The 23,800-nt window shown below is 75.2% G+C and carries 13 protein-coding genes and 1 pseudogene; 10 read left to right on the forward strand and 4 right to left on the reverse strand.

All coding sequences use genetic code 11. The features are described 5' to 3' along the window. Window positions 1-21: 21 nt before the first annotated feature. From ACIA6B_RS01450 to ACIA6B_RS01465, 4 genes and pseudogenes are all read left to right on the forward strand, one after another. Window positions 22-5,706, forward strand: a pseudogene (locus tag ACIA6B_RS01450) (beta-ketoacyl synthase N-terminal-like domain-containing protein); the annotation flags it as partial. An 84-nt stretch (window positions 5,707-5,790) separates the two neighbouring features. Next, window positions 5,791-6,816: an ABC transporter ATP-binding protein gene (locus ACIA6B_RS01455; protein WP_107156729.1), complete on the forward strand. Its 1,026-nt coding sequence runs from the start codon at window positions 5,791-5,793 to the stop codon at window positions 6,814-6,816. Beyond that, the gene (locus tag ACIA6B_RS01460) at window positions 6,813-7,649 is read left to right on the forward strand and encodes an ABC transporter permease (protein WP_281940986.1); all 837 of its coding nucleotides are present in this window, start codon (window positions 6,813-6,815) and stop codon (window positions 7,647-7,649) included. The genes ACIA6B_RS01455 and ACIA6B_RS01460 overlap by 4 nt, the downstream gene beginning before the upstream one ends. A gap of 12 nt (window positions 7,650-7,661) precedes the next feature. Continuing rightward, the gene (locus ACIA6B_RS01465; RefSeq protein WP_396769817.1) at window positions 7,662-9,017 is read left to right on the forward strand and encodes a glycosyltransferase; all 1,356 of its coding nucleotides are present in this window, start codon (window positions 7,662-7,664) and stop codon (window positions 9,015-9,017) included. 94 nt (window positions 9,018-9,111) lie between these two features. Here ACIA6B_RS01465 and ACIA6B_RS01470 read toward each other — a convergent pair whose 3' ends face one another. Both ACIA6B_RS01470 and ACIA6B_RS01475 read right to left on the reverse strand, forming a co-directional pair. After that, window positions 9,112-11,919 carry an AAA family ATPase gene (locus ACIA6B_RS01470; protein WP_396769819.1) on the reverse strand — a complete coding sequence of 936 codons (2,808 nt, stop codon included), beginning with the start codon at window positions 11,917-11,919 and terminating at the stop codon, window positions 9,112-9,114. A 493-nt stretch (window positions 11,920-12,412) separates the two neighbouring features. After that, window positions 12,413-15,169, reverse strand: a complete 2,757-nt coding sequence (locus ACIA6B_RS01475; RefSeq protein ID WP_396769821.1) for an AAA family ATPase — start codon at window positions 15,167-15,169, stop codon at window positions 12,413-12,415. 1,288 nt (window positions 15,170-16,457) lie between these two features. Between ACIA6B_RS01475 and ACIA6B_RS01480 the strand changes: the two genes are divergently transcribed. Further along, window positions 16,458-17,849 carry an AMP-binding protein gene (locus ACIA6B_RS01480; protein ID WP_396769823.1) on the forward strand — a complete coding sequence of 464 codons (1,392 nt, stop codon included), beginning with the start codon at window positions 16,458-16,460 and terminating at the stop codon, window positions 17,847-17,849. 50 nt (window positions 17,850-17,899) lie between these two features. Then, window positions 17,900-18,565, forward strand: coding sequence for a 4'-phosphopantetheinyl transferase (locus ACIA6B_RS01485; RefSeq protein WP_396769825.1), 666 nt, complete (start codon window positions 17,900-17,902; stop codon window positions 18,563-18,565). Here ACIA6B_RS01485 and ACIA6B_RS01490 read toward each other — a convergent pair. Then, window positions 18,562-19,965, reverse strand: coding sequence for an acyl-CoA synthetase (locus ACIA6B_RS01490; RefSeq protein WP_396769827.1), 1,404 nt, complete (start codon window positions 19,963-19,965; stop codon window positions 18,562-18,564). The genes ACIA6B_RS01485 and ACIA6B_RS01490 overlap by 4 nt on opposite strands. Window positions 19,966-20,249: 284 nt before the next feature. On the opposite strand from ACIA6B_RS01490, the gene ACIA6B_RS01495 reads away from it, so the two are divergent. From ACIA6B_RS01495 to ACIA6B_RS01510, 4 genes are all read left to right on the forward strand, one after another. Continuing rightward, on the forward strand, window positions 20,250-21,182 hold the full coding sequence (locus ACIA6B_RS01495; RefSeq protein WP_396769829.1) for an ATP-binding cassette domain-containing protein: 933 nt from the start codon (window positions 20,250-20,252) through the stop codon (window positions 21,180-21,182). Continuing rightward, complete coding sequence (locus ACIA6B_RS01500) at window positions 21,179-21,919, forward strand: ABC transporter permease (protein WP_396769831.1); 741 nt, start codon at window positions 21,179-21,181, stop codon at window positions 21,917-21,919. The genes ACIA6B_RS01495 and ACIA6B_RS01500 overlap by 4 nt, the downstream gene beginning before the upstream one ends. 190 nt (window positions 21,920-22,109) lie before the next feature. Next, window positions 22,110-22,424: a DUF5988 family protein gene (locus tag ACIA6B_RS01505; protein WP_396769833.1), complete on the forward strand. Its 315-nt coding sequence runs from the start codon at window positions 22,110-22,112 to the stop codon at window positions 22,422-22,424. A gap of 18 nt (window positions 22,425-22,442) precedes the next feature. Continuing rightward, window positions 22,443-22,808: a VOC family protein gene (locus ACIA6B_RS01510; protein ID WP_396769835.1), complete on the forward strand. Its 366-nt coding sequence runs from the start codon at window positions 22,443-22,445 to the stop codon at window positions 22,806-22,808. Window positions 22,809-22,870: 62 nt separating this feature from the next. On the opposite strand, the gene ACIA6B_RS01515 is transcribed toward ACIA6B_RS01510, so the two are convergent. Then, entirely contained in the window at window positions 22,871-23,707 is an 837-nt protein-coding gene (locus ACIA6B_RS01515) for a glycosyltransferase family 8 protein (RefSeq protein WP_396769837.1), read from the reverse strand. Window positions 23,708-23,800 lie beyond the last annotated feature (93 nt).

Consider the following 23,800-nt stretch of genomic DNA (forward strand, 5'->3'; position numbering starts at 1 on the left):
GCCGGCCGCAGGGAGGGCCCGATGAGCGTCTCGCTGGACGAGGTGGTCGGCGCGCTGCGCGCGTCGCTGCTGGACAACCAGAAACTCAGGCAGCAGAACCAGCAGCTCGCCGACCGGCTCACCGAACCGGTGGCGATCATCGGGATGAGCTGCCGTTTCCCCGGCGGGGTGCGCTCGCCCGAGCACCTCTGGGAGCTGGTCGACGCCGGCCGCGACGCGATGGCGCCGTTCCCCGCCGACCGGGGCTGGGACCTCGACGCGCTCTACGACACCGACCCGGCCAGCCGGGGCACCTCCTACGTCCGCGACGGCGGTTTCCTGCCCGACGCCGGCGACTTCGACCCGGCGTTCTTCGGCATCAGCCCGCGCGAGGCGCTCGCCATGGACCCGCAGCAGCGGCTGCTGCTGGAAACCGCGTGGGAGGCGTTCGAATCCGCCGGCGTCGACCCCACCGCGCTGCGCGGCGCGCCCACCGGCGTGTACGCGGCCACCAGCAGCCAGGGCGACTACGCGGCGCTGCTCACCGGCGTCGGCGGCGGCGTCGAGGGCTACCTCGGCACCGGCAGCGCGGCGGCGGTGGCCAGCGGCCGGATCGCGTACGCGCTGGGCCTGGAGGGCCCGGCGATCACCGTGGACACCGCCTGCTCGTCGTCGCTCGTCGCGCTGCACCTGGCCTGCCAGGCGCTGCGGCTGGGGGAGTGCACGCTGGCGCTGGCCGGCGGCGTCTCCGTGATGGCCACCCCCACCGTCTTCGTGGAGTTCTCCCGGCAGCGCGGCCTGTCCACCGACGGCCGGTGCAAGTCGTTCGCCGCCGCCGCCGACGGCACCGGCTGGTCCGAGGGCGTCGGCATGCTGCTCGTCGAACGGCTCTCCGACGCCCGCCGGCACGGCCACCCGGTGCTCGCCGTCGTGCGCGGCACCGCGGTCAACCAGGACGGCGCCAGCAGCGGCCTCACCGCGCCCAACGGCCCCGCCCAGCGGAAGGTGATCCGGGCCGCGCTGGCCAACGCCGGGCTCACCGCCGCCGAGGTGGACGTGGTGGAGGCGCACGGCACCGGCACCACGCTCGGTGACCCGATCGAGGCGCAGGCGCTGCTGGCAACCTATGGGCAGGACCGGTCCACGCCGCTGCTGCTCGGCTCCGTCAAGTCGAACATCGGCCACACCCAGGCCGCCGCCGGCGTCGCCGGGATCATCAAGATGGTGCTCGCCATGCGGCACGGCCGGCTCCCCGCCACGCTGCACGTCGACCGGCCCACCCCGCACGTCGACTGGACGGCCGGCGCGGTGGAGCTGCTGACCGACGCGCGGCAGTGGCCGGCGACCGGTCACCCGCGCCGGGCCGGCGTCTCCGCGTTCGGCGTCAGCGGCACCAACGCCCACGCCGTCATCGAACAGGTCGAGGACCCGCCGACCCCGCCGACCGGCCGCCCCGCCCCGCCGGCGCCCTGGGTGGTCTCCGCGCGCTCCGGGCCGGCGCTCGCCGGGCAGGCCCGCCGGCTGCTGGAACACCTCGACGCCCACCCCGACCTGCGCCCGGCCGACGTCGCGTACGCGCTGCTCACCACGCGGGCGGCGCTGCCGCACCGGGCCGCGGTCACCGGCGACGACGCGGCGGCGCTGCGTGCCGGGCTGCGCGCGGTCGCCGAGGAACGGCCCGCGCCCGGTGTGGTCCGCGGCGTGGCCCGGACCGCCGGCAAGCTCGCCGTCCTCTTCCCCGGGCAGGGCGGCCAGCGGCCGGGCGCGGGCGCCGAGCTGCACCGCCGCTTCCCGGTCTTCGCCGCCGCGTTCGACGAGGTGGCCGCCGAACTCGACAGGCACCTGAGCCGCCCGCTGCGCGAGGTGGCGTTCGCCGCGCCGGACACCCCCGAGGCGGCGCTGCTGGACCGCACCGAGTGGACCCAGCCCGCGCTCTTCGCCTACCAGGTGGCCGCGTACCGGCTGGTCACCGCGCTCGGCCTGCGCCCGGCGCACCTGCTCGGCCACTCCGTCGGCGAGCTGGCCGCCGCGCACGTCGCCGGCGTGCTGTCGCTGCCCGACGCGGCCACCCTGGTGGCCGCCCGGGCCCGGCTCATGCAGGCGCTGCCGGCCGGCGGCGCGATGCTCGCGGTCCGCGCGTCCGCCGCCGAGGTGACGCCGCTGCTCGACGCGCGGGTGGCGCTGGCCGCGGTGAACGGCCCCGAGTCGGTGGTGCTCTCCGGCGACGAGGACGCGGTGCTCGCCGCCGGTGAGCGGCTCGCCGCCCAGGGCCGCCGGACCCGCCGGCTGCGGGTCGGCCACGCGTTCCACTCGGCCCGGATGGACGACATGCTTGCCGAGTTCCGGGTGGTCGCCGAGAAACTCACCTGGCAGCCGCCGAGCGTGCCGCTGGTCTCCGACCGCACCGGCGCGCCGCTCACCGACGCGCAGGCCACCGACCCGGGCTACTGGGTCGAGCACGTCCGCGACACGGTGCGGTTCTCGTCGGCGGTGGCCACGCTCGCCGCCGCCGGGACCGGCACCTTCCTGGACCTGGGCCCGGACGCCGCGTTGACCGCGCTGGCCCGCGAGTGCCTGCCCGACGCCGAACCGGCCGCGTTCGTGCCGGTCGCCCGGCGTGAGCTGTCCGAACCGGCCGGCCTGCTCGCCGCGCTCGCCGCCGTGGACCTGCGCGGCGCCGGCGTACGCTGGCCCGCGCTGTTCGCCGGCACCGACGCCACCCGGGTCGACCTGCCCACGTACGCGTTCGCGCACGAGCGGTTCTGGCCCGACCCGATCCGGCTCGACCTGGGCCCGCGCCCCGCCGACCCGGCCGACGGCGAGTTCTGGTCCACCGCCGAGGACGGCGACCCGGCCGCGCTGGCCGCCCTGCTCGGTCTCGACGACGACGCCGCCGGCCCGCTCGGCGACCTGCTGCCGGCGCTGACCGGCTACCGGGACCGTCGCCGCCGGTCGGCCACCCTGGACGGACTGCGCTACCGGACCGGCTGGACCCCGGTCGATCCCCCGGCCGGCGCCGCGCCGACCGGCCCGTGCCTGGTCGTCGGCCCGCCCGGCGACCTGCTCGACGCCGTGACCGACGCGGTACGCGCCGAGGGCCTGGAGCCGGTGCCCGTGCCGGCGCCGCCCGGCGTCGACCCGGTCGCCGCGCTGCGCGACCGCCTCGACACGGTCACCCCGGTCCGGGTGATCTCACTGCTGCCCGCCGTCGCCGCGACCCTCGGCTCGGCGGACCCCGGAGCGCCGGCGGCCGAACCGGGGCCGGGCACCGACGCGGCCGAACCGGGGCCGGGCACTGACGCGGCCGGATCGGGGCCGGGCACTGACGTGGCCGGATCGGCTACCGGCGACGCGGCCGGATCGGAGCCGGGCACCGACGGCGCGCACATCCTCGCCGGGGCCGTCGTGCTGGTGCGGGCGCTCACCGACGCCGGGGTCACCGCGCCGCTGTGGTGCGTCACCCGGGGCGCGGTCGCCGTCGACGCCGACGACCCGACACCCGACCCGGCGGTCGCCACCGTCTGGGGCCTGGGCCGGGTGCTGGCGCTGGAACACCCCCGGCTCTGGGGCGGCCTGCTGGACCTGCCCGCCGAACCGGCCGCCCCGGACGTCGCCCGGCTCGCCCGCGTGGTGGCCGGCGACGGCGTCGAGGACCAGCTCGCGATCCGCGCCGGTGGCCTGCGCGCCCGCCGGCTGGAACGCGCGCCGGCCGGCGTCGACCGGCCGTGGCGGCCGGAGGGCGTGGTGCTGGTGCACGGCGACGCCCCGGTCCGCCGCCCGTACCTGCTGCGCCGGCTCGCCGAGGCGGGCGCGACCCACCTGCTCCTGGCCGGCCCACCGTTGCCGGCCGACACCGACCGGACCGGCCCGGACGGCGTGGAGCGGACCACCGTCGACGGCGTCGAGCGGACCACCGTCGACGGCCCGGAGGGCGTCGAGCGGACCACCGTGCACGGTGTCGAGGTGACCACCGTGGCCGGTCCGGAGGCGCTGTCCGCCGCGTTGGCGCGACTGGCCGCGGCCGGCACGCCGGTGCGTACCGTGCTGCACGTGGCCGACGCCGGCGGGGCCGGCGAGCCGGTCGCGGCGGCCGACCCGGACCGGTTGGCCGGCACCGTCGGCGCGCACCTGGCCGCGGTGGCCCGGCTCGACGCCGTCTGCGCCGACCACCCGGTCGACAAGTTCCTGATCTTCGTCTCCACGGCCGCCACCTGGGGCAGCGGCGGCGCCGCCGTCACCGCCGCGACCGGCGCCGGCCTGGCCGCCCTCGCCACCCGCCGCCGCGCCACCGGTCGACCGGCCACCGTGCTGGCGTGGGCGCCGTGGCACGGCGAGGTCACCGACCCGGAGCAGCTACGCCGCCGGGGCATCCGCCCGCTGGACCCCGGCGTGGCCCTCGACGCGCTGGACCGGGCCGTCGCCGCCGGCGGCGACGAGGTCGCCGTCGCGGACGTCGACTGGCCGGCGTTCGTGCCCGCGTTCACCGCGGTCCGGCCGGCCCCGCTGCTGCGCGGCGTGCCGGACGCGGGGACCGAACCGACCGCCCCGGTCGCCGGGACCGGCTCCGACCCGGCGACCGCGCTGCGGGACCGGCTGGCCGCCGTGCCCGCCGCCGACCGGCACCGGATCCTGCTGGACCTGGTCCGGGCACAGGCCGCCACCGTCCTCGGCCACGCCGGGCCGGGCGCGGTCGAGGAGGACCGGGACTTCCTGGAGCTGGGCTTCGACTCGCTCACCGCGCTGGAGCTGCGCGACGCGCTGCGCCAGGAGACCGGCGCGGAGCTGTCCGCCACCCTGCTCTTCGACCATCCCACCCCGGTCGCGCTGGCCGGGCACCTGCTCGGCGCGATCCTCGGCGGGCCGACCGCCGACGCGCCGGCCGACGCGGCGTCACCGGAGGGCGCGGGCGGCCTGCTCGGCGGGTTGTTCCGGCAGCCCAAGGCGCGCGCCGACGCGGCCGGGTACGCCGAGCTGCTGGTCAAGCTGGCCCAGTTCCGGCCCAGTTTCCGCACCCCGGAGGAGCTGACCCGACCGGCGGCCGTCATGCGGCTGGCCGACGGGCCGGCCACGCCGGTGGTCTGCTGCTGCACCATGTCGCTGCTCTCCGGCGCGCACGAGTACGCCCGCGTCGCCGCCGGGATGCGCGGCCGGCGCGACGTGTGGGCGCTGCCCAACCCCGGCTTCGGCGTCGGCGAGGAGCTGCCCGCCGACCTCGACGCGCTGCTGCGGGTGCACGCGGACACCGTGCTGCGCGCGGTCGGATCCGGCGACTTCGTGCTGGCCGGCCACTCCGGCGGCGCGATGGTGGCCAACCTGCTCGCCGCCGAGTTGGAGCGGCAGGGGCGCACCCCGGCCGCGGTGGTGCTGATGGACACCTACCCGGCCGGCAGCGAGGTCCTCGGCGGCTGGACCTCGCAGCTGCTCGACGGGATGGTCGAGCGGGACAGCGCGTACACCCCGATGGACGACCACCGGGCCACCGCGTGGGCCGGCTACCTGCCGCTGTTCCTGGACTGGAACCCCACGCCGATGGCCGCGCCGACGCTGCTCGTACGCGCCGGCGAGCCGCTGGGGGAGTGGACCGGGGAACCCGACGGGTGGAAGTCGGTGTGGCCGTACCCGCACGAGACGCGGGACGCGGCCGGCGACCACTTCACCATGGTCGGCGAACGCGGCCCGGAACTCGCCGCCACCGTCGACGCGTGGCTCACCGAGCGGGGGCTGTGAGGCCGCCCCTTGGCTGCCCCTAACGCCCCCTATCGCGGTGGCGGACAACTGTCTTACCAGGAACCAGGACGGGAGCATGACGACGTGGACGAGGCAGTGGTGGTCGACGGGCTGGTCAAGAAGTACCGGCCCGACATGCCGCCGGCGGTGGACGGACTGAGTTTCTCGGTCGCCGCGGGCGAGGTCTTCGGTCTGCTCGGGCCGAACGGCGCGGGAAAGACCACGACGATCGGGGTGCTGACGACCCGGGTGCGGGCCACCTCCGGTCGTGCCCTGGTCTGCGGCGCGGACGTGTCCCGCGCGCCGGCCGTGGCCCGGCAACTGCTCGCGGTGGTGCCGCAGCGGGTCAACCTGGACCGGTCGCTCACCGTCCGGCAGAACCTGTTGTTCCACTCCGCGTACCACCGGGTGTCCCGGGCCCGCCGCGTGAAACGCGCCGACGAGCTGCTGGAACAGATGGGCCTGAAGGACTTCGCCAAGGCCCGCACCGACTTCCTCTCCGGCGGCCTGGCCCAACGCACCATGATCGCCCGGGCGTTGATGCACGCCCCCCGGGTGCTCTTCCTCGACGAGCCGTCCGCCGGTCTCGACCCGCAGTCCCGGCTGTTCGTGCACGAGCGGATCGCCGACCTGAAGCGGTCCGGGGTCACCGTCGTGGTGACCACGCACGACATGGAGGAGGCGGAGAAGCTCTGCGACCGGGTCGGCATCGTCGACCACGGCAAGCTGCTCACCCTGGACACGCCGACCGCGCTGACCCGGACGCTGCCCGGCAGCAGCACGCTGACGCTCGTGGTCGCGCCCGGCGCCCCGGCCGAGGCGGTGCAGACCGCGCTGACCGACGTGCCGGACGTGGAACGCGTCGAACGGCTGCGCGCGGGCGGCGCGGCGGAGCTGCCGATGTTCCCCGGCATGCCCATGATGCCGACGCCGGAGGATCCGGACGCGCCGCTGTCGTTCCGGGTCTACACCGCCGGTGCGCCGGCCAACGCCGTGCCGATGGCGTTGAAGGTCCTCACCGACCTCGGCTGCGAGGTCCGTGACCTCAGCGTCGGCCAGCCCAGCCTGGAGGACGTCTTCATCCACCTGACCGGAAGGGACCTTCGGTGACCGTCACCGCCCCCGCCGCGCCGGCGCCGCCGGCCGTCACCGCACCCCCGCCGGTACGCCTGCGCGACCAGCTCACCACGTTCCGGGCGGTGCTGTGGCGCGACGTCTTCGTCACCAGCCGGGAGCTGGGCGGGTTCCTGGCCCAGGTCTTCCTCCAGCCGCTGTTCATGCTGTTGATCTTCGGTAAGGTGCTCAAGGATCTCGGCTACGCCAGCGACGACTTCGCCAACGTGCTGCTGCCCGGCGTCATCGCGCTCAACGCGTTCCTGATCGGGCTGGAGAACACCGCGTTGCCGATGGTGATGGACTTCTCCTTCACCCGGGAGATCGAGGACCGGCTGCTGTCGCCGATGGCGATCCCGCTCGTCGCGTTCGAGAAGATCGTCTTCGGCGCGATCCGGGGCCTGGTCGCCGGGCTGGTGCTCATCCCGGTCGGCATGCTGATCCTCGGCGTCACCTGGCCGCTGTCCACGCTGCTGCCGGTGATCGGCGTGCTGGCCGCCGGCGCGCTGGTCGGCGCCGCGCTGGGCCTGACGTTCGGCACCCTGGTCCCGCCGCACCGCATCCAGATCATGTTCACGGTCACGCTGACGCCGCTGATGTTCACCGGCGCCACCCAGTTCCCGCTGCGCGCGCTGGACTCGCTGCCCTGGTTCCAGGTGGTCTGCGCGATCAACCCGCTCACCTACGTCAGCGAGGCCACCCGGTCGCTCGTCGCGCCGCCCGGTGTCGAGTCGGTGCCGCTCTGGCTGGACCTGGTCGTGCTCGCCGGGGTGTTCGTGGTCTTCACCGCCGTCGGCATCCGCGGCTTCATGCGCCGGGCGATGGACTAGGGGACGGCCGCGATGAACCCCGACGACGCCCCGCTGCTGCTGGTCAGCTCCGGCAGCGCGGGGCTGTTCAACCCGCTGCTCACGCTGGCCGGTGAGCTGAAGCGCCGGGCCGCCCGACCGGTCCGGTTCGCCTGCACCGACGAACGGCGGGCCGAGATCGAGGCGCTGCCCGGCGACGGCGACGTGCGGTTCGTCTCGCTCGGCCCGCCCCGGGTGGAGGTCCGCCCGGAGCACTGGGACGACGAGACGCACCGCCGGATGTCCACCGGCTCCCGGGTGGTGAACTTCGCCAGCTACGTCGACGCGTCCACCGACTTCGACCACCTGCACGACCTGTACGAGCGCTGCCTGGCGGTCATCGACGAGGTGCGGCCGGCGCGGGCGGTGGTGGACTCGTTCGCCTCGTTCGGGCTGGACGCGGCCATCACCCGCGGGGTGCCGTTCGTCATCAGCGTCACGGTGCCGCCGTCGAACTTCCTCCAGGACAGTCTGCCGCCGGCGTACCCGATGTCGTTGTCCGGGCTGCCGCTGGCGATGAACCCCAGCCAGCGGGCGGCGAACGACCGCTACCGGGCCGCGCTGGTGGCCACGCTCACCGAACCGGAACGGCTCGCCCGCAGCACCGCCGCCGCGGCGCGGCGCGCGGACGCCGGCATCAGCAACGTCGAGCTGCGCCCCTCCCAGTACGCCGAGGCGGCGGAGGCGCTGCTCGCCTACACGGTGTTCGGGCTGGAGTACCCGTTCGACACCGCGCCGGCGAACCTGCGCATGGTGGGCTCGATGGTGCCCCGGGAGATCGTGCCGAGCCCGGACGGCGCCGAGCTGCGGGCCTGGCTCGACGCCCACGAGTCGGTGGTCTACGTCGGCTTCGGCACCATCATGCGCCCGACCGCCGCGCAGGTGGCGGCGCTTGTCGAGGTGGCCGCCCGGCTCGGGCCGGAGCACCAGGTGCTGTGGAAGCTGCCCGCCGCCCGGCACGCGTTGCTGCCACCGGCCCACGAACTGCCACCCAACCTGCGCGTCGAGTCGTGGCTGCCGTCGCAGGTGGAGGTGCTGGCGCACCCGCACGTACGGGTGTTCTTCAACCACGCTGCCGCGAACGCGATCCACGAGGCGGCCTGGTTCGGGGTGCCGCAGCTGGTGATGCCGTTCTGGTTCGACTGCTACGACGGGGCGGTGCGGGTGGTCGACGCCGGCGTGGCGCTGGCGGTCGAGCACGAGGACCCGCTCGACGTCGACGACGTCGTCGGGAAGCTGCGCCGGCTGCTGGCCGAGCCGTCCTTCCGCGACCGCGCCGCCCGCTGGCGTGACTGCCTGCGCCGCGCCGGCGGGGTGACCGCCGCCGCCGACCTGGTGCTGAGCGGATAAGGGAGGGCCCCTTCCTAACGCATTCGGTGTAAGGCGGGGCCCCTTGTCAACACCCGGTGTTGACAAGGGGCCCCGCCTTACACCGACGGCCGGGTCAGGACGCGGCGGTCTGGATCTCCTCGCCCAGCGGCTCGGCGAAGGCCACCAGTCGGGCCGGCAGGTCCGAGCGGCGCTTGACGTCGAGCTTGCGGTAGACCCGGGTCAGGTGCTGCTCCACGGTGCTCACCGTGATGAACAGCTTGCTGGAGATCTGCCGGTTGGTGTGGCCCTGCGCGGCGAGCGCCGCGACCCGCCGTTCGGCCTCGCTGAGCCCGTCCTCCGGCTCCGGGGCCTCGGCCGGCGGACCCGCCGGCACGCTGCCCGGCTCGCGCCGGACCAGCCGCTGCGCCAGCACCGAGGCGCCGCAGTCCTGCGCCAGTTGGTACGCCCGACGGACCAGCAGCCGCGCCTGCGCCGAGTCGCCGGCCCGTTGCAGCGTCTGCCCGGTGTCCCCGAGCGCCCGGACCAGTTCCAGCCGGTCGCCGCAGCCCTGCAACAGGTTCACCGCCTCGGAGAGCAGCTTGCGCCGGTGGTCCGGCGCGGTGGTGCCGGCGAGCAGCCGCAGCGCCCGGCCCCGGGTGCGGTCGTCCACCCCGTGCGGCATCCGCAACTGCTCCTGGAGCAACTGGGTGGCGTGTGCCTTGTTGCCCACCGCGAGCTGCACCCGGGCCAACTCCAGCCGCCAGGGCACCAGCCCGGCCACGTCCACGCCCCAGGCGCGCATGAGTTCGCCGCACCGGCGCAGGTCGGTGGTGGCCGCGTGGGCCCGGCCGAGCGCCAGGTGGTGGCGGGCCCGGGCGGCCAGGTAGTGCAGCCCGAGCGGGGTGCGGAACGCGCCGGCCGGCACGCTCTGCGCCAGCCAGCGGTCCGCCTCGGCGTGCCGCCCGGACTCGGTCGCGCAGGCGATCAGCGTGGCCAGCGGGCCGGCCGCGGCGACGCCCCAGGCGGCCACCGGCAGGTCGTCGAGCGCGGCCCGGGCCTGCTGGTCGGCCACGGTCAGGTCACCCAGTCGCAGCGCCGCCTCGGCGCGCAGCGCCCGCAGCACCGCCCGCCAGAGCGGGGCGTGCCGCACGGCCGGACGCTCCAGCAGCGCCGCCGTCCAGGCGGCGACCCGGTCGGCACGCCCGGCCCAGAGCAGCGCCAGCAGCGGCGCGGCCAACGTGGGGAGCATGCCGTCGTCGCAGTGGTGGCGGTGCAGCAGTTGTTCGGCGCCGGCCACCGCGTCGTGGTCGCCGGTCGGCGTCAACGCCGCGCCGACGAGGCCCAGCGCCTGCGCCGGTGAGGAGCCACCGGCCAGCAGCGCGGTCCGCGGCGGACCGGCCGCTTCCCGTACGGCGGCCAGGTGCTCCGGGTGGGAGAGCCCCAGCAGCAGGTGCATCGTCCGGCGCCGGCCCGTCGCGTGGGCCTGCTCGTCGTCTCCGGCGCAGCCGGCGATCGCCTCGTCGGCCTCCTCGACGCGCCCCTGCCACAGCAGGTACGGCGCGGCGGACAGGGCGGCGTCGGCCGGCCAGCCGCCCGCCCGGGCGGCGTCGACCAGTTGGTCGAGTTGCCCGTTGACGGCCAGCGGGTTGATCTGCCAGCGCGCGCTGACCTGCATGGCGGTGATGGCGACCCGCTGTTCGTCGTCCACCTCGGCGCGACCGACCAGGCGCAGGCAGCCGGCGGCCACGTCGGGCCGGCCGGCGGCGAGCGCCTGGGCGGCGGCGTCGTGCAGCACGGGTACGGTCCATCCGGCCTCCGCCCATCCGGCGGCGACCAGGTGCTCGGCCACACCGCCCGGCTCGACGCCGTGTTCGTGCAGCACCTCGGCGGCCCGCTGGTGCAGGTCGCGTCGTTCGTCGACGGACATGTCGGCCAGGATGGACCGTCGGATCCGGGGGTGCCGCAGCCGATCCTGGTCCAGCAGGCCGGTGGTGCGCAGCATGCTGACCATCGGGGTGACCGACTCCGGCACCACGTCGAGCAGGTGGCCGAGCAGGTCCACCGGGCCGCCCGGCCGGTCGAGCACCGCCATCGCCTGTGCCACCCGGCGTACGCCCGGCTCGTGCCGGTACAGGCAGCCGAGCACCGCCTGGTCGAACGCGTCGCCGAGGGCGGCGTCCACGGCCGGTTCCTCGTCCGTCGCCGGCCGGGGTTGTTCCTCGATGAGCGCCCGGGTGAGCAGCGGGTTGCCGCCGGTCATCCGCAGGCAGCGCTCGGCGGCCTCGCGGGCCGCCGGCTCGACGTCGTCGTCGACCAGTCGGGCGATCGCCTCCACGGTCAGCGGCGGCAGGGTGATCCGGGTGAAGTGGGGCTGGCTGAACAGTTCGGCCCGGAAGTGCGGGTGCGACGGGCGCAACGTGCGGGCCTCCGCGAGCACCACCATGATCGGGGTGTGCCGCAGCCGGCGGGCGACGTAGAGCAGGCAGTGCAGCGACGCCGGGTCGGCGTGGTGCACGTCGTCGACGGTCAGCACGAGCGGCGCCGACTCGGCCAGTTCGAGCAGCGTGCTGAACAGGCCGTGCAGCACCGGCGCCCACACCTGGTCGGCGGCGCCGTCGCCGCCGTGCCCGGGCTCCGGCGGGGCGGCGGGGGAGTGCCGCAGCAGGTGTTCCACCCGTACCCCGGTCTCGGGGTCGAGCCGCGCCCCCTGAAGGAGTTGCCCCAGCACCCCCAGGTGCAGTCCGCGCTCGGCGCGCGACGCGGTCGCGCTGAGCACCCGGCCACCGGCGGTGGCCGCCCAGTCCCCGAACGACTCCAGCACGCTCGTCTTGCCGCTGCCCACCGCGCCGGTGACCAGCGAGACGTGTCCCTTCCGCTGCCGTTCGCAGTTCTGGAAGGTCTCGCGCAGCAGGGTGAGCTGTTCCTCTCGCTGTACCAGCACGTGTGTCGTCAGCCCTTCTCGTCGGCGGCGCCGCGACGGGGTCACCGCCGCCGGCAGGCCGCTCCGCCCGGTGTCGTCGACGACCCCTTCACCACACCCGTCGCGGACGCGAAACAGGGGTGAAGCGCACCGGGTCGCCGGCCGGGTGGACCTGGAATCCTCCCCACCGGAGCGTGTCGTCGGGACGACCGTTCCGGCTCCAGGCGAGTCTGGCATCGGCCCTGGCGTGCGACAACGGTCCCGGGACCCCACCGTTTCGGCGGTAAACCTGCGGTGCCGACCGGACGTTAGGGGTTGCGTGGCCGTCCGGAAGGGGGGCGCGGGCCGACCGGATGACGGGCTCGTTTCGCCTCGATGGACAGCAGGTGACGGCCGATCGAGGAGAGGAAACCACAATTCGGCGAGGCCCGCAGGCCGAATGGCCGACCGCGGGCGGACCGTCAGGGGCTACGGGGGGCGGCCGGCCCCAGGGGGACGGGGTGGCCGGTCGGGCTCAGCGGTCGAGTCGCAGCCGGGCGGCCAGTTCGCTGCGGGAGTTGACGTCCAGCTTGCGGTAGATCCGGGTCAGCCGCTGCTCGATGGCGCTGACGGTGAGGAACATCCGCTCGGCGATCTCCCGGTTGGTGTGCCCCTGCGCGGCCAGCGCGGCGACCTTGGACTCCGCGTCGCTGAGGCCGGTGAGCAGGATCCCGGCGTCGGAAGCCGGATCGGGCGCGGCGGCCCGGCCGGCCGCGGTCGGCCGCAGCACCGGGATCCCGCACTCCTCGGCGAGGTCCCGCGCGGCGCGGGTCGTGCTGCGTGCCTGACGCAGGTCGCCGGCCTGCTGCTGGGCCTGGCCGAGGTCGCCGAGGGCACGCGCCAGCTCGACCCGGTCGCCGCACTGGCGCAGCAGCCGCACCGCGCACCGCAGGTGCCGGATCCGCTCCGGTCCCTCCTGGACGGTGCCGAGCACCCGCAGCGCGGCCCCCCGGTAGCGCAGGTCGGTCGGGCGGAGCCGGTCCAGTTCCTCCCGGACCACCCTCTCGGCCTGCTGCCGGCGGCCCATCCGCAGCAGCGCCCGCGCCGACTCGGTCCGCCAGGGGACCAGCGGCGCCTGGTCGAGCCGCCACGACGTCATCAGCTGCCCGCACAACTGGAAGTCGGCCAGGGCCGCCTCGGGGCTGCCCGCGGCGAGGGCGTGCACACCGCGGGCGTGCAGGTAGTGCAGGCCGAACGGGGTCTCGAACAGCGTCGGCGGCACCGGCGTACGCAGGCAGGCCGCCGCCTCGTCCCACTCCTCGAGGCAGGTCAGCGTCCACAGCCGGATGGCCAGCGGCGCGCCGATGACGACGCCCCACCCCTTCGGGGACAGCCGGTTGAGCGCCGACTCGGCGAGTTCACGCGCCCGGCGCAGGTCGCCGCGTCGGCCCGCCACGGTGGCGGCGACGGCGGTGAGCAGGGCCCGCGGCGTCCGGTGCCGGCGGGCGGAGGCGATCCGGTCCAGCCGGTCGCACCACTCGCCGGCCAGGTCGAGCCGGTCGGCGTAGATCATGGCGATCACCGCGCAGACGGCGCTCCACATGTTCGGCTCGTCGTCCAGTCCGAGCGTCCCGAGCGTGCGCTCGGCGTTCTCCAGCGCGCCGAGGTCGCCCCGACCCAGCACGGTGTCGAGCAGGAGCACACCGCGCAGCCGGTGCCGGACCCGGGCGAGTGCGAGCGGGTCCCGGGTGGCGCCGGCCGGTGCGGCGACCGCGTCGAGCGGGACCCCGGGATAGAGCGTGGCCATCCAGCCCTTGATGATCATCAGGTCGCCGGCCGAGCGCGCGTCCGCGCCGTCGGCGCGTTCACCGAGGTGATGGATGAGTTCCATGGCCCGGCCGATCTGGCCGTGCCAGAGCAGGTACTGGATCGGGCCGGCGGCCTGCCGGGTGTCCAGGTGGCCGGCGCGTACGGCGGTGGCGACGCCGAGCAGGTGGGGGACCGCGCCCTGCGGGTCCAGCCGCCACTCGGCGCGGGCCAGGGCGGAGCGGATCCGGGCCCGCAGGCACTCGTCGGCGCAGTCCCGGTTGGCGCGGCGCAGGTAGCGCCGGCCGGTGTCCACGTCGCCGTCGGCGAGCGCCTGTTCGCCGGCGTCGAGCAGGGTCTGCGCCATCCACGGCTCGGCCAGCTCGTCCGCGGTGAGCAGGTGCGGAGCGATCCGTGGCGGCGGGGCGCCGTCGTCGTGCAGCAGTTGGGCGGCGGCGCGGTGCAACCGGGCGCGTTCCTCCCCGGTCATGCCGTCGAGCACGGCCCGGCGTACCGCCGGGTGGCGGAGACCGTCGGCGTCGACGAGACCGGCGCTGGTGGCCGCGTCGACGGCGTGCAGGTTCAGCTCGGAGGGGAGGTCGACCAGGTGGGGCAGGAGCGGGCCGTGCAGCGGCTCCTCGGTCACCGCCAGCGCGCGGGCGGTCTTGAGCACCAGGTGTTCGCAGCGGTAGAGGCAGCTCAGCACCGCCTCCCGGAACGCCTCGCCGGGTGTCGGCGTCTCGGCGCCGGCCGGGTGGTCGTCGGCCAGCGCGTGCACCAGCAGCGGGTTGCCGCCGCTGATCCGGTACGCCTCGTCGGCGATCCGCCGGGCCACCGGCGCGCCCAGCCGGTCGGCCAGGATCTGGTGTGTCCCGTCCGCGGTGAGCAGCGGCAGCCGGACCCGGTGCAGCCGGGCCGGCTGGAGCAGTTCGGCGTAGGCGGTGGGATGCCAGGGCCGGGTGCGCGGCGCCTCGGTCAGCACGATCAGCACCGGCAGGCCGGTGACCCGACGGGTCAGGTGGTCGAGGCACCGCAGCGACGGCGCGTCGGCGTGCTGGACGTCGTCGACCGCGACCACGGCGGGTGCCCGCGCGACGAGTTCCAGCAGTTCCCCGCCGATCGCGGCGGTGAGCGGGGCGAGCGCCTCCTCGTCGGCCGTCTCGCCCCAGCGCAGCACGGCCTGGTCCAGCAGCCGGCCGACGCGGTCGCGGTCGGCGTCGTCCACGGTGGCCCGTCGCACGAGTTGCCGTACCACCTCCAGCGGCACGGTGCGTTCGCTGCGCGACGCGCTGGCGCTGAGGAACGTGACCCCGGCCTCGGCGCACCGCCGGGCGAAGGACTGGAGGAGCGTGGTCTTGCCGGCGCCGACCGGCCCGGTGACCAGCGTGATCGGGCCGGGGGTGGGGGCGGGTCCGCCGGGGTGGAGCAGGCCGGCGAGCCGACCGGTCAGGACGTCGAGATGCCGGTCCCGTTCGGCCATCGTCATCGGGCGGGCCTCCGCCCGGCCGCGGCCCCCGGGCGGGCCGTGCGCCGTGGTCTCCGGTGACACCCGTTACAGTCAGAGACCCACAAATCCTTGACCCATTCCAATTGGCGAATACCGACAACGATGGTACGACGTGGGCGTTTCATCGAACGTCGTGCCTGGTCTCACGCGTCGAAAATCCGCCGTCACCTGCGGTCCCGCAATTTGGGCGGATCGACGCGGTCCGCCTCTATCGATCCCGATTCATGGAGTGGAGTATGTCAGCCCGGCAATTGGGCGGCAAGTCGAAGGATGTAAAGGATGAGCAAACATGGCATCGCCGCGTCGGAGGTCGACGAGGGCGACCCGGGTGGTCCGACAGCGGAAAGTCATCCGGTTCTTCCGGAACGTGACACAGGCGGTCCGACAGGGCGGTTGGTAACGTTTTCCACCCTTGCCGCTAATGCGCGTGGAGAAGGGCCGACCGGCCTCGGGGGTGGACGCGGGCGGCCGGTCGGCCGGCTCCGGCCGTCGGCCCGGCGGCCCGGGTCGCGCGGGCGCTCGCGCCCCGCGACGGGAGAGCGTTCTCGCTGTTCACCTGTTGCCGGGCGGCGAGCGCGTCGGCGGGGCGCGACGAACGGCGGCACGATGCCGGTCGGGCCGCACGCATCCCGCGGGCCGGCGTCGTCACCGATCGCTCCGGCGGGTGCGCCGGGTCCGGGTCGCCGACGCTTCGACCGTTTCTCGTCTCGGCGGCGCCGGCCGATTCCGGCAGCCGTCGCCACACTTTCGACCCTCGCCCAACTTGCCCGTTTCAGTCCGTCTGGAAGCCCTTTGCCGCAACTTGTTGTTAAACAAGAAATTCGCGGCGCATCGACCCACGGAACGGCGGCGGGAAAGAAAGCGGCCCCCTCGGTAACTGCCCCGGAATGAAATAGGAATCGTTATTTCCCGGCCCTGGTGGATGGCGCGGTGGGGCACCGGGCTCGATTCGACGACCCGATTCCGCTCGCACCCGCAGACGCTTCGCGCGGACGACCGATCAACGCGAACGACTTTCATCCGAGGTGCTCCGTCCACCCCCCACCTGCCGGTCCGGGCCGGTGACACCGCGACCGGACGCGTCGTCGGGCATGCGGGGTAGGGGTTGTCCGCCGCCCCTCGGCCGCCTAATTTCGGACTGTCCGCCATGGTCGGCGGATGACAATCCGCCGCACGACGGGGGGATCGGCCACGGGCCGCGCGCCCGGGACGTGAAGGGTTCGCGCGTGATCTGCCAACCACCGCCGAGATACCGGGCTCCGGTTCGATGACGCTCCTGCCCGGGCTGCGGGGGTCCGGGGCGGACCGTTGCGACGCGCTCCGGGTCGCCGGCCGAACGCTCTCCGCCGAGGCGCTGCTGGGCTGCGCGAACGCGGTCACCGGCCGGATCCTGGGCGCCCGGGCGGTCGCGGTCGAGGCCGGCCCGAGCCTGGAGACCATGGTCGGGATCGTCGGCGCCGTCCAGGCCGGCGTGCCGGTGGTGCCGTTGCCGCCCGGCGCAGACGCGGACGAGCGGCACCGCATCCTGCGCGAGTCGCGCGCCGACGTGTTGCTCGGCCCCACCGCCGCTGCCGACACCACCCTGCCGATCGTCCCGGTGGACCTGCGGGAGCGGTCCTGGGCCACGCACCCGGACCCGCTGCCGGCCAGCGACGCGGTGATCCTCTACACCGGCGGCGTCGGCGGGCTCTCCCGCGGCGTCCGCATCTCGCACCGCGCCATCGCGGCCGACCTGGACCTGCTCGCCGCCGCCTGGCGGTGGAGCGCGGAGGACGTGCTCGTCCAGGGCGCGCCGCTGTTCCGGGCGTACGGGCTGGTGGTCGGGTTGCTCGGCGCGCTCCGGGTGGGCAGCCGTTTCGTCCACCTCGACCGGCACGCCACCGCCGGCCCGGCCGGCACCATCTACCTGGCGTTGCCCGGGCAGTGGGCGCGCATCGCCCGGGACGCCCCCCGGGCCCGGACGTTGTCCCGGGCGCGCATGCTGGTCTCCGGCGACGCCCCGCTGGCGCCCGCCGTGGGCGAGCGGCTGCGGCTGCTGACCTCCCATCATCCGGTGCAGGGGTACGGCACCACGGAGACGCTGATCGTGCTCACCGGTCCGGCCGGCGCGCCGGTCACCACGCTGCCCGGCGTGCAGACCCGGGTGCTGGATGACGCCGGCCGGCCGGTGGCCGCCGACGGTGACGCGGTCGGTGAGCTGAGCGTCCGGGGCCCGACGATGTTCAGCGGGTACGTCGACCGGCCCGGGTCGGCGCCACCGGTCGACGGCTGGCACCCCACCGGCGACCTGGCCACCGTGGACCCGGCCGGACGGCACCGCATCCTCGGACCGGAGGGCATCGGCGTGGTGCGCTGCGGCGGCCGGCCGGTGCCGACCCGGCAGGTCGAGGAGGTGCTGCTCACCCACCCCGGCGTGCACGACGCGGCGGTGGTCGGCGCGCCGCACCGCACGCTCGGCGAGCAGGTCGTCGCGTACGTCGTCGCGGCGGCCGGGCTCACCGCCCAGGCGCTCATCGACCACGTCGGCCGGCTGCTCTCGGCGGCGGCCCGGCCCCGCCGGGTGCACTTCGTGGACGAGCTGCCCCGCGGCGCGCAGGGCCGGGTCCGTAAGTCGCTGTTGATCCGGCGGAGCGGGCAGCACCCCGTACGCGACCCCTGACCACCGCCCGCGGTCGGACGGACCGGCGCACACGCCCTACCATCCGGGGCGTGATCGAGCGGATCCTGCCGCCGGCCGTGGTGGTGGAGGAGTGCTTCACCGACCCGGTCGGGCTGCGCCTGCACCCGGCCGAGGAGCACGTCGTCGCGAACTCGGTGGCGAAGCGCCGGCAGGAGTTCACCACCGTTCGGCACTGCGCCCGCCGGGCGCTGGCCCGGCTGGGCCTGCCACCGGCGGCGATCCTGCCCGGCGTGCGGGGCGCGCCCGGCTGGCCGGCCGGCGTCGTCGGCAGCATGACCCACTGCGACGGCTACCGCGGCGCCGCCCTGGCCCGCGCCGGGACGGTCGGCAGCGTCGGCGTGGACGCCGAACCGCACGCGTCGCTGCCCGACGGGGTGCTGGACGCGATCGCGCTGCCGGCCGAACGCGCCCGGACCGCCGCGCTCACCGCCGCCCACCCCGGGACCTGCTGGGACCGGCTGCTGTTCAGCGCGAAGGAGTCGGTCTACAAGACCTGGTTCCCGCTGACCGGCCGCTGGCTGGACTTCGCCGAGGCGGACATCACGGTCGACCCGGCCGGCACGTTCACCGCCCGGCTGCTGGTGCCCGGCCCGCGACTCGGCGGCGTGGAGCTGACCGCGTTCGACGGCCGGTTCCTGGTGGAGCGGGGCCTGGTGCTCACCGCCGTCGCCGTCCCGGCGGCCCCGCGACGCTAGGTCAGCCGGCTCTTCTGCACCTTGCCCATGGCGTTGCGGGGCAGCGCGTCGACCAGCCGCACCTGCCGGGGCCGCTTGTGCACGGAGAGCTGCCGGGCCACGAAGTCGATCAGCTCGGCCTCGCCCAGCCCGTCCCCGACCACGTACGCGGTGACCTGCTGGCCCAGATCCGGGTGCGGGGTGCCGACCACCGCCGCCTCCCGGACCCCGGGATGCGCCAGCAACGCGTCCTCCACCTCACCCGCGCCGATCCGGTACCCGCCGCTCTTGATCAGGTCGGTGGCGGCCCGGCCGACGATCCGGTGGGCGCCGTCCGGGCCGACCGTCGCCACGTCACCGGTGCGGAACCAACCGTCCGCGGTCCGGGCGGCGGCGTCGGCGTCCGGCCGGTTCAGGTAGCCGTCGAAGAGCGTGTCGCCGCGGACCTGGAGTTCGCCCATGGTCTCCCCGTCGGTGGGCAGCGGGGTGCCCCGCTCGTCGACCACCCGGGTGCGCACACCGGGCAGCGGCACCCCCACCGTGCCCGGCCGCCGGGGCCCGTCCGCCCGGGCGCTCACCGTGATCAGGGTCTCCGTCATCCCGTACCGTTCGACCGGGCGGTGGCCGGTCAGCTCGGTGAGCGCGGTGAAGACCGGCTCGGGGAGCGCGGCGCTGCCGGACACCAGCAGCCGGGCGCCGCGCAGCGCCCGCGCCGCCGCCGGCTCCGCCGCGATTCGCGACCAGATCGTGGGTACGCCGAAGTAGAGCGAGCCGGCGGCGCCCGCGTACCGGTCGGGGCGGGGCCGGCCGACGTGGTGCAGCCGGCTGCCGATCCGCAGCGGGCCGAGCACGCCGAGCACCAGCCCGTGCACGTGGAACAGCGGCAGACCGTGCGCCAGCACGTCGTCCGGCGTCCAGGCCCAGGCGTCGGCGAGCCCGTCCAGGCAGGCGGCGACCGCGCGGCGGGACAGCACCGCGCCCTTCGGCGCGCCCGTGGTGCCGCTGGTGTAGAGGATCAGCGCGGTGGACGCCGGGTCCGGCTCGCGATGCCGGGTGTCCGAGCGGCGGGTCAGGTCCACCGGCAGGGCCGGCGGCCCGGCGGGACCGTCGACGGCCGGCGTCCCGGGCGTCGTCAGCAGCACCTCGGCGGCGGAGTCGCGCAGCACGTGGTCGCGCTCCACCGGCCCGGCGTCCGGCGGCACCGGCACCACCGCCGCGCCGGCCAGCAGCCCGCCGACCACGCCGACCACGGTCTCCAGGCTCGACGTGGCGGGCACCGCGACCCGGCGGACCCCGTGCAGGTCGTCGGCGACCGCGGCGGCGGCCCGGCGCAGCTCCACCCAGGACAGTGCCCGGTCGTCTACGCGGATCGCGTCCGGTCGCTCGTCGGTGGACCGGTCGAGCCAGCTCAGCAGCGGCACGGGCACCCCTCTCGCGATTCGCCGCCGACGGCGGCGCACCGACCGTAACCGGGCCGCCCGGGAGCCGGCCACCCCCTGTGCCCACCGGGCCCGACGACACGCCGGGTGACCGTCCGACACCCCTGGCGGCGGCCGTACACCCCCGATTCATCGGCCGATGGGTTGAACCGGGTCTCGGTTGCCCGGATGATGGGCGGCGTCGGCCCGCCGCGCGGGTCGCTCCCGCCCACATCCGACGCCGCGACTCGCCGGCGGCACCCGTACCCGACGGAGGATCCCGCCAGATGCCGGTCATCGAAGTCGAGCACCTGCACAAGAGGTACGGCGACAAGGTGGCGGTCGACGACGTCTCGTTCAGCGTGGAGCAGGGCGAGATCTTCGGGGTGCTCGGCCGCAACGGCGCCGGCAAGACCACCACCGTGGAGTGCGTGCAGGGCCTGCGTCGCGCCGACGGCGGCACGGTGCGGGTGCTCGGGCTCGACCCGATCCGGGACCGCACCGAGGTGCGCCAGCGGGTCGGCGCCCAGCTCCAGGAGAGCCAGCTCCCCGACAAGCTGCGGGTACGGGAGGCGCTCGACCTCTACCGCTCCTTCTACCGCAACCGGGCCGACATCGACGAGCTGCTGGCCGACCTCGGGCTGGCCGAGCAACGCAACACCGCGTTCCACAAGCTCTCCGGCGGCCAGAAGCAGCGCCTGTCGGTGGCGCTGGCGCTGGTCGGCCGCCCCGAGATCGCCATCCTCGACGAGCTGACCACCGGGCTGGACCCGAAGGGCCGGCGCGACACCTGGGACCTGGTCGAGCGGATCCGCGACCGGGGCGTGACGGTCGTGCTGGTCACCCACTTCATGGCCGAGGCCGAGCGGCTCTGCGACCGGCTCGCGCTCATCGACGCCGGTCGGGTGGTCGCCATCGACACGCCGGCCGGGCTGATGTCCCGGGTGGACGCCGAGCACCGGGTGCACTTCCGCCTGGTCGACCACCTCGACGACGCGCTGCTGTCCGCGCTGCCCGAGGTCAGCTCCGTGCGCCGGGACGGCGACGAGGTCACCGTCACCGGGCCCGAGGAGGTGCTCCAGGCGGTGCTGTCGGCACTGACCGAGCGCAAGATCCGTTACTCCGGCCTCCGGGTCGAGCAGCCCACCCTGGACGACGCGTTCGTCTCCCTCACCGGCCACCCGGCCACCCCGCCGGCGCTCGACGGAAGGTCATCGTGAACGCCCTGTCCAAGCTCGTCGCCGTCGAGGCCAAGCTGTTCCTGCGGGAGCCGGTCTCGCTGTTCTTCGTCTTCGCGCTGCCGCTGGGCCTGATGCTGGTGTTCGGCCTGCCGCAGCGTGGGGCCCCCCAGGAGGCGACCCCCGGGCAGCACGGCGAGCAGACGTTCCTGCCGTCCATCGCGCTCTCCCTGACGATCGGGATGCTGGCGCTGTTCACGCTGCCGATGGCGCTGGGCATCTACCGGGAACGCAAGGTGCTGCGCCGGCTGGCCACCACCCCGGTCAGCCCGGCGTTGCTGCTCATCGCCCAGGTGGTGGTCAACCTGGCCATGGGCGTGGCCGGCGCGGTGGTCACCGCGGTCGGCGTACGTTTCCTGCTGGACCAGCCCGCGCCGGCCAACGTGCCCGGTTTCGTGCTGGCCTTCCTGCTCGGGGTGGCCTGCCTGTTCGCGATCGGCCTGCTCATCGCCGCGCTCGCCCCGTCCGCGCGGTCGGCGCAGTCCATCGGGCCGACGCTGTTCTTCCCGCTGCTGTTCCTGGCCGGGGCCTGGCTGCCCCGCGACCAGATGCCCACCGTGCTGGCCCGCATCGGGGAATACTCGCCGCTGGGCGCCACCTTGGACACCCTCTCCGCGGCGTGGGCCGGGCAGAGCCCGTCCGTGTCGCAGCTGCTCGTGCTGGCCGGCACCGCCGTCCTGGGCTGCCTGCTCGCCACCCGCCTGTTCCGCTGGGAGTAGGGCCCGCCGGCCCTCGCTAGGGGGCGGCTAAGGGTACGTCGGCAGTGTGATCTGGATTACGTTCGAGTCGCACGGGAGATCGCCCGCACGGTCCGCCCCGGCGGAACCGGCGGCGATCCGCCCCGCGCTCGTGCGCGGCGCCCGCGGCGCGCGCACGGCGAGGCGGAACACGAGCGACGGAGGTCGTGCCATGACAGCTTCTTCCGATCCCGCCCCGGCCGTCCGGACGGCGACGTCCTTCGTCAACGGTGACGACCGGACCGCCTGGCCGCTGGCGGCCCACCAGATAGGCACGGACGCCACCGGCATCGTCGAGGCGGTGCTGGAGGGCGGGCCGGCGACGCTGCCGGTCGAGCTGCGCAACCACCGGGTGTCCCCGGTGGAATCCAAGATCAAGGTACGGCACTACGGGGGCTACGAGCACTTCGAGCGGGATCCGGCCGGCGTCGTCGACGGCACGCCGGCGGTCTTCCGCTGGACCGGCCGAACCCGTATCGCGGAGTGAACGAGAGGCGGTAACGCGATGGGCGTCGGGGATCCGCGCAACGGTGCGCACCTGACGGTGACCGACGTCGCCACGGTGACCGCGTTCTACGCGGCGGTCTTCGAGGCGGTGCCGGTGCAGCGGGAGTGTCTGCTGGACGGCCGCGTCCTGCACGCCGAACTGGTGGTCGACGGCCACCGGCTGACGGTCAGCGAGTGGTCCGACGGCCCGGGTGATCCGGGCGGTCCGGGTGGCCCGCTGCCGCTCGCGCCGGCCGATCCGCACCTGCTCGTGCAGCGGGCGCTGGCGGCCGGCGCGACGCTCGAACCCACAGGTGGCGGCCCGCCGGTGGGCGTGGTGTTCCGGGACCCGGCCGGCCTGCGCTGGGCGGTGCCCGGCCCCTAGGCGCCCGACGACGACGAACGGCCCCGCCCGACGGGCGGGGCCGTTCGTCGTGTCCGCGAGGATCAGCGACGCAGCGTCGACCCGAGGCCACCGCCGCTGCGCCGCCGGTGCTGCCAGTAGAAGTCCCGCCGGGCGCCCTGCGGGAAGCCGGGCTGCCACGGCTTGACCGGGCCGGCGGTGTGGATGATCGACGAGTCGGTGAGCTTGCCGCCGAACTCCGGCTCCCGACGCCAGGCCATCAGGTCGTTCCACCGCCACGGCAGCCGCAGCCAGTTGGCGTGCACCGCGAAGTTGAGCGCGTCCTGGTCCGGGTAGCGGGACTCGTGCGCGTGCCGACGCAGGTAGTCCAACGACACCTCGCTCACCTCGCACTCCTTCCAGCGCGGCACGTCGATCAGCAGCACGCCGGAGTTGAAGTAGAGCGCGTGCGGGTCGAGGTGGTCGTAGCTCGACAGGCCGGGGATGCCGCCCATGTCCAGCAGCCGGCGGTTGAACGGGTCCCGCACCCCGCCGAGCGGCACCCCGCCCATGTCCAGCTCGAACAGCGGCTTGAGGCTGTTCAGGCACATCGTGTCGCAGTCCAGGTAGAGCAGCCGCTGCACGTCCGCCGGCAGCGCCGCCGGGACCAGCAGCCGCAGGTACATCGCCGGGGACAGGTACGCCATCAGCGGGTCGCTGCCCTTCGACAGGTTCACCTGCGCGGCGTCCACCCGGAGGAACTCCACGGTGGCGTTGGGCCCGGCGATGCGGGTGAGCGTGTTCCGGGCGCTCGCCGGCACGTCGTCGGCGGCCACCAGCCAGTACCGGAGCGTCTCGCCCGGGTTCGACTCGGCGACTGTCGACATGACGACCGCGGCGTGCGCCGCGTACGCGTTGTCAAAGGTCAGGGTGAGGTCCACGGGTGCTCTCCTTCGCGGCGGTGCGTGAGCGCAACGTCGAGAAAAGTAGCCGTGGAATTGTCGGCCCGGCAAGGAATGCGCATTCGCTCAGGG

The organism is Micromonospora sp. NPDC051141 (assembly GCF_044455765.1).
In the GTDB taxonomy this organism is placed as follows: Bacteria; Actinomycetota; Actinomycetes; order Mycobacteriales; family Micromonosporaceae; genus Micromonospora.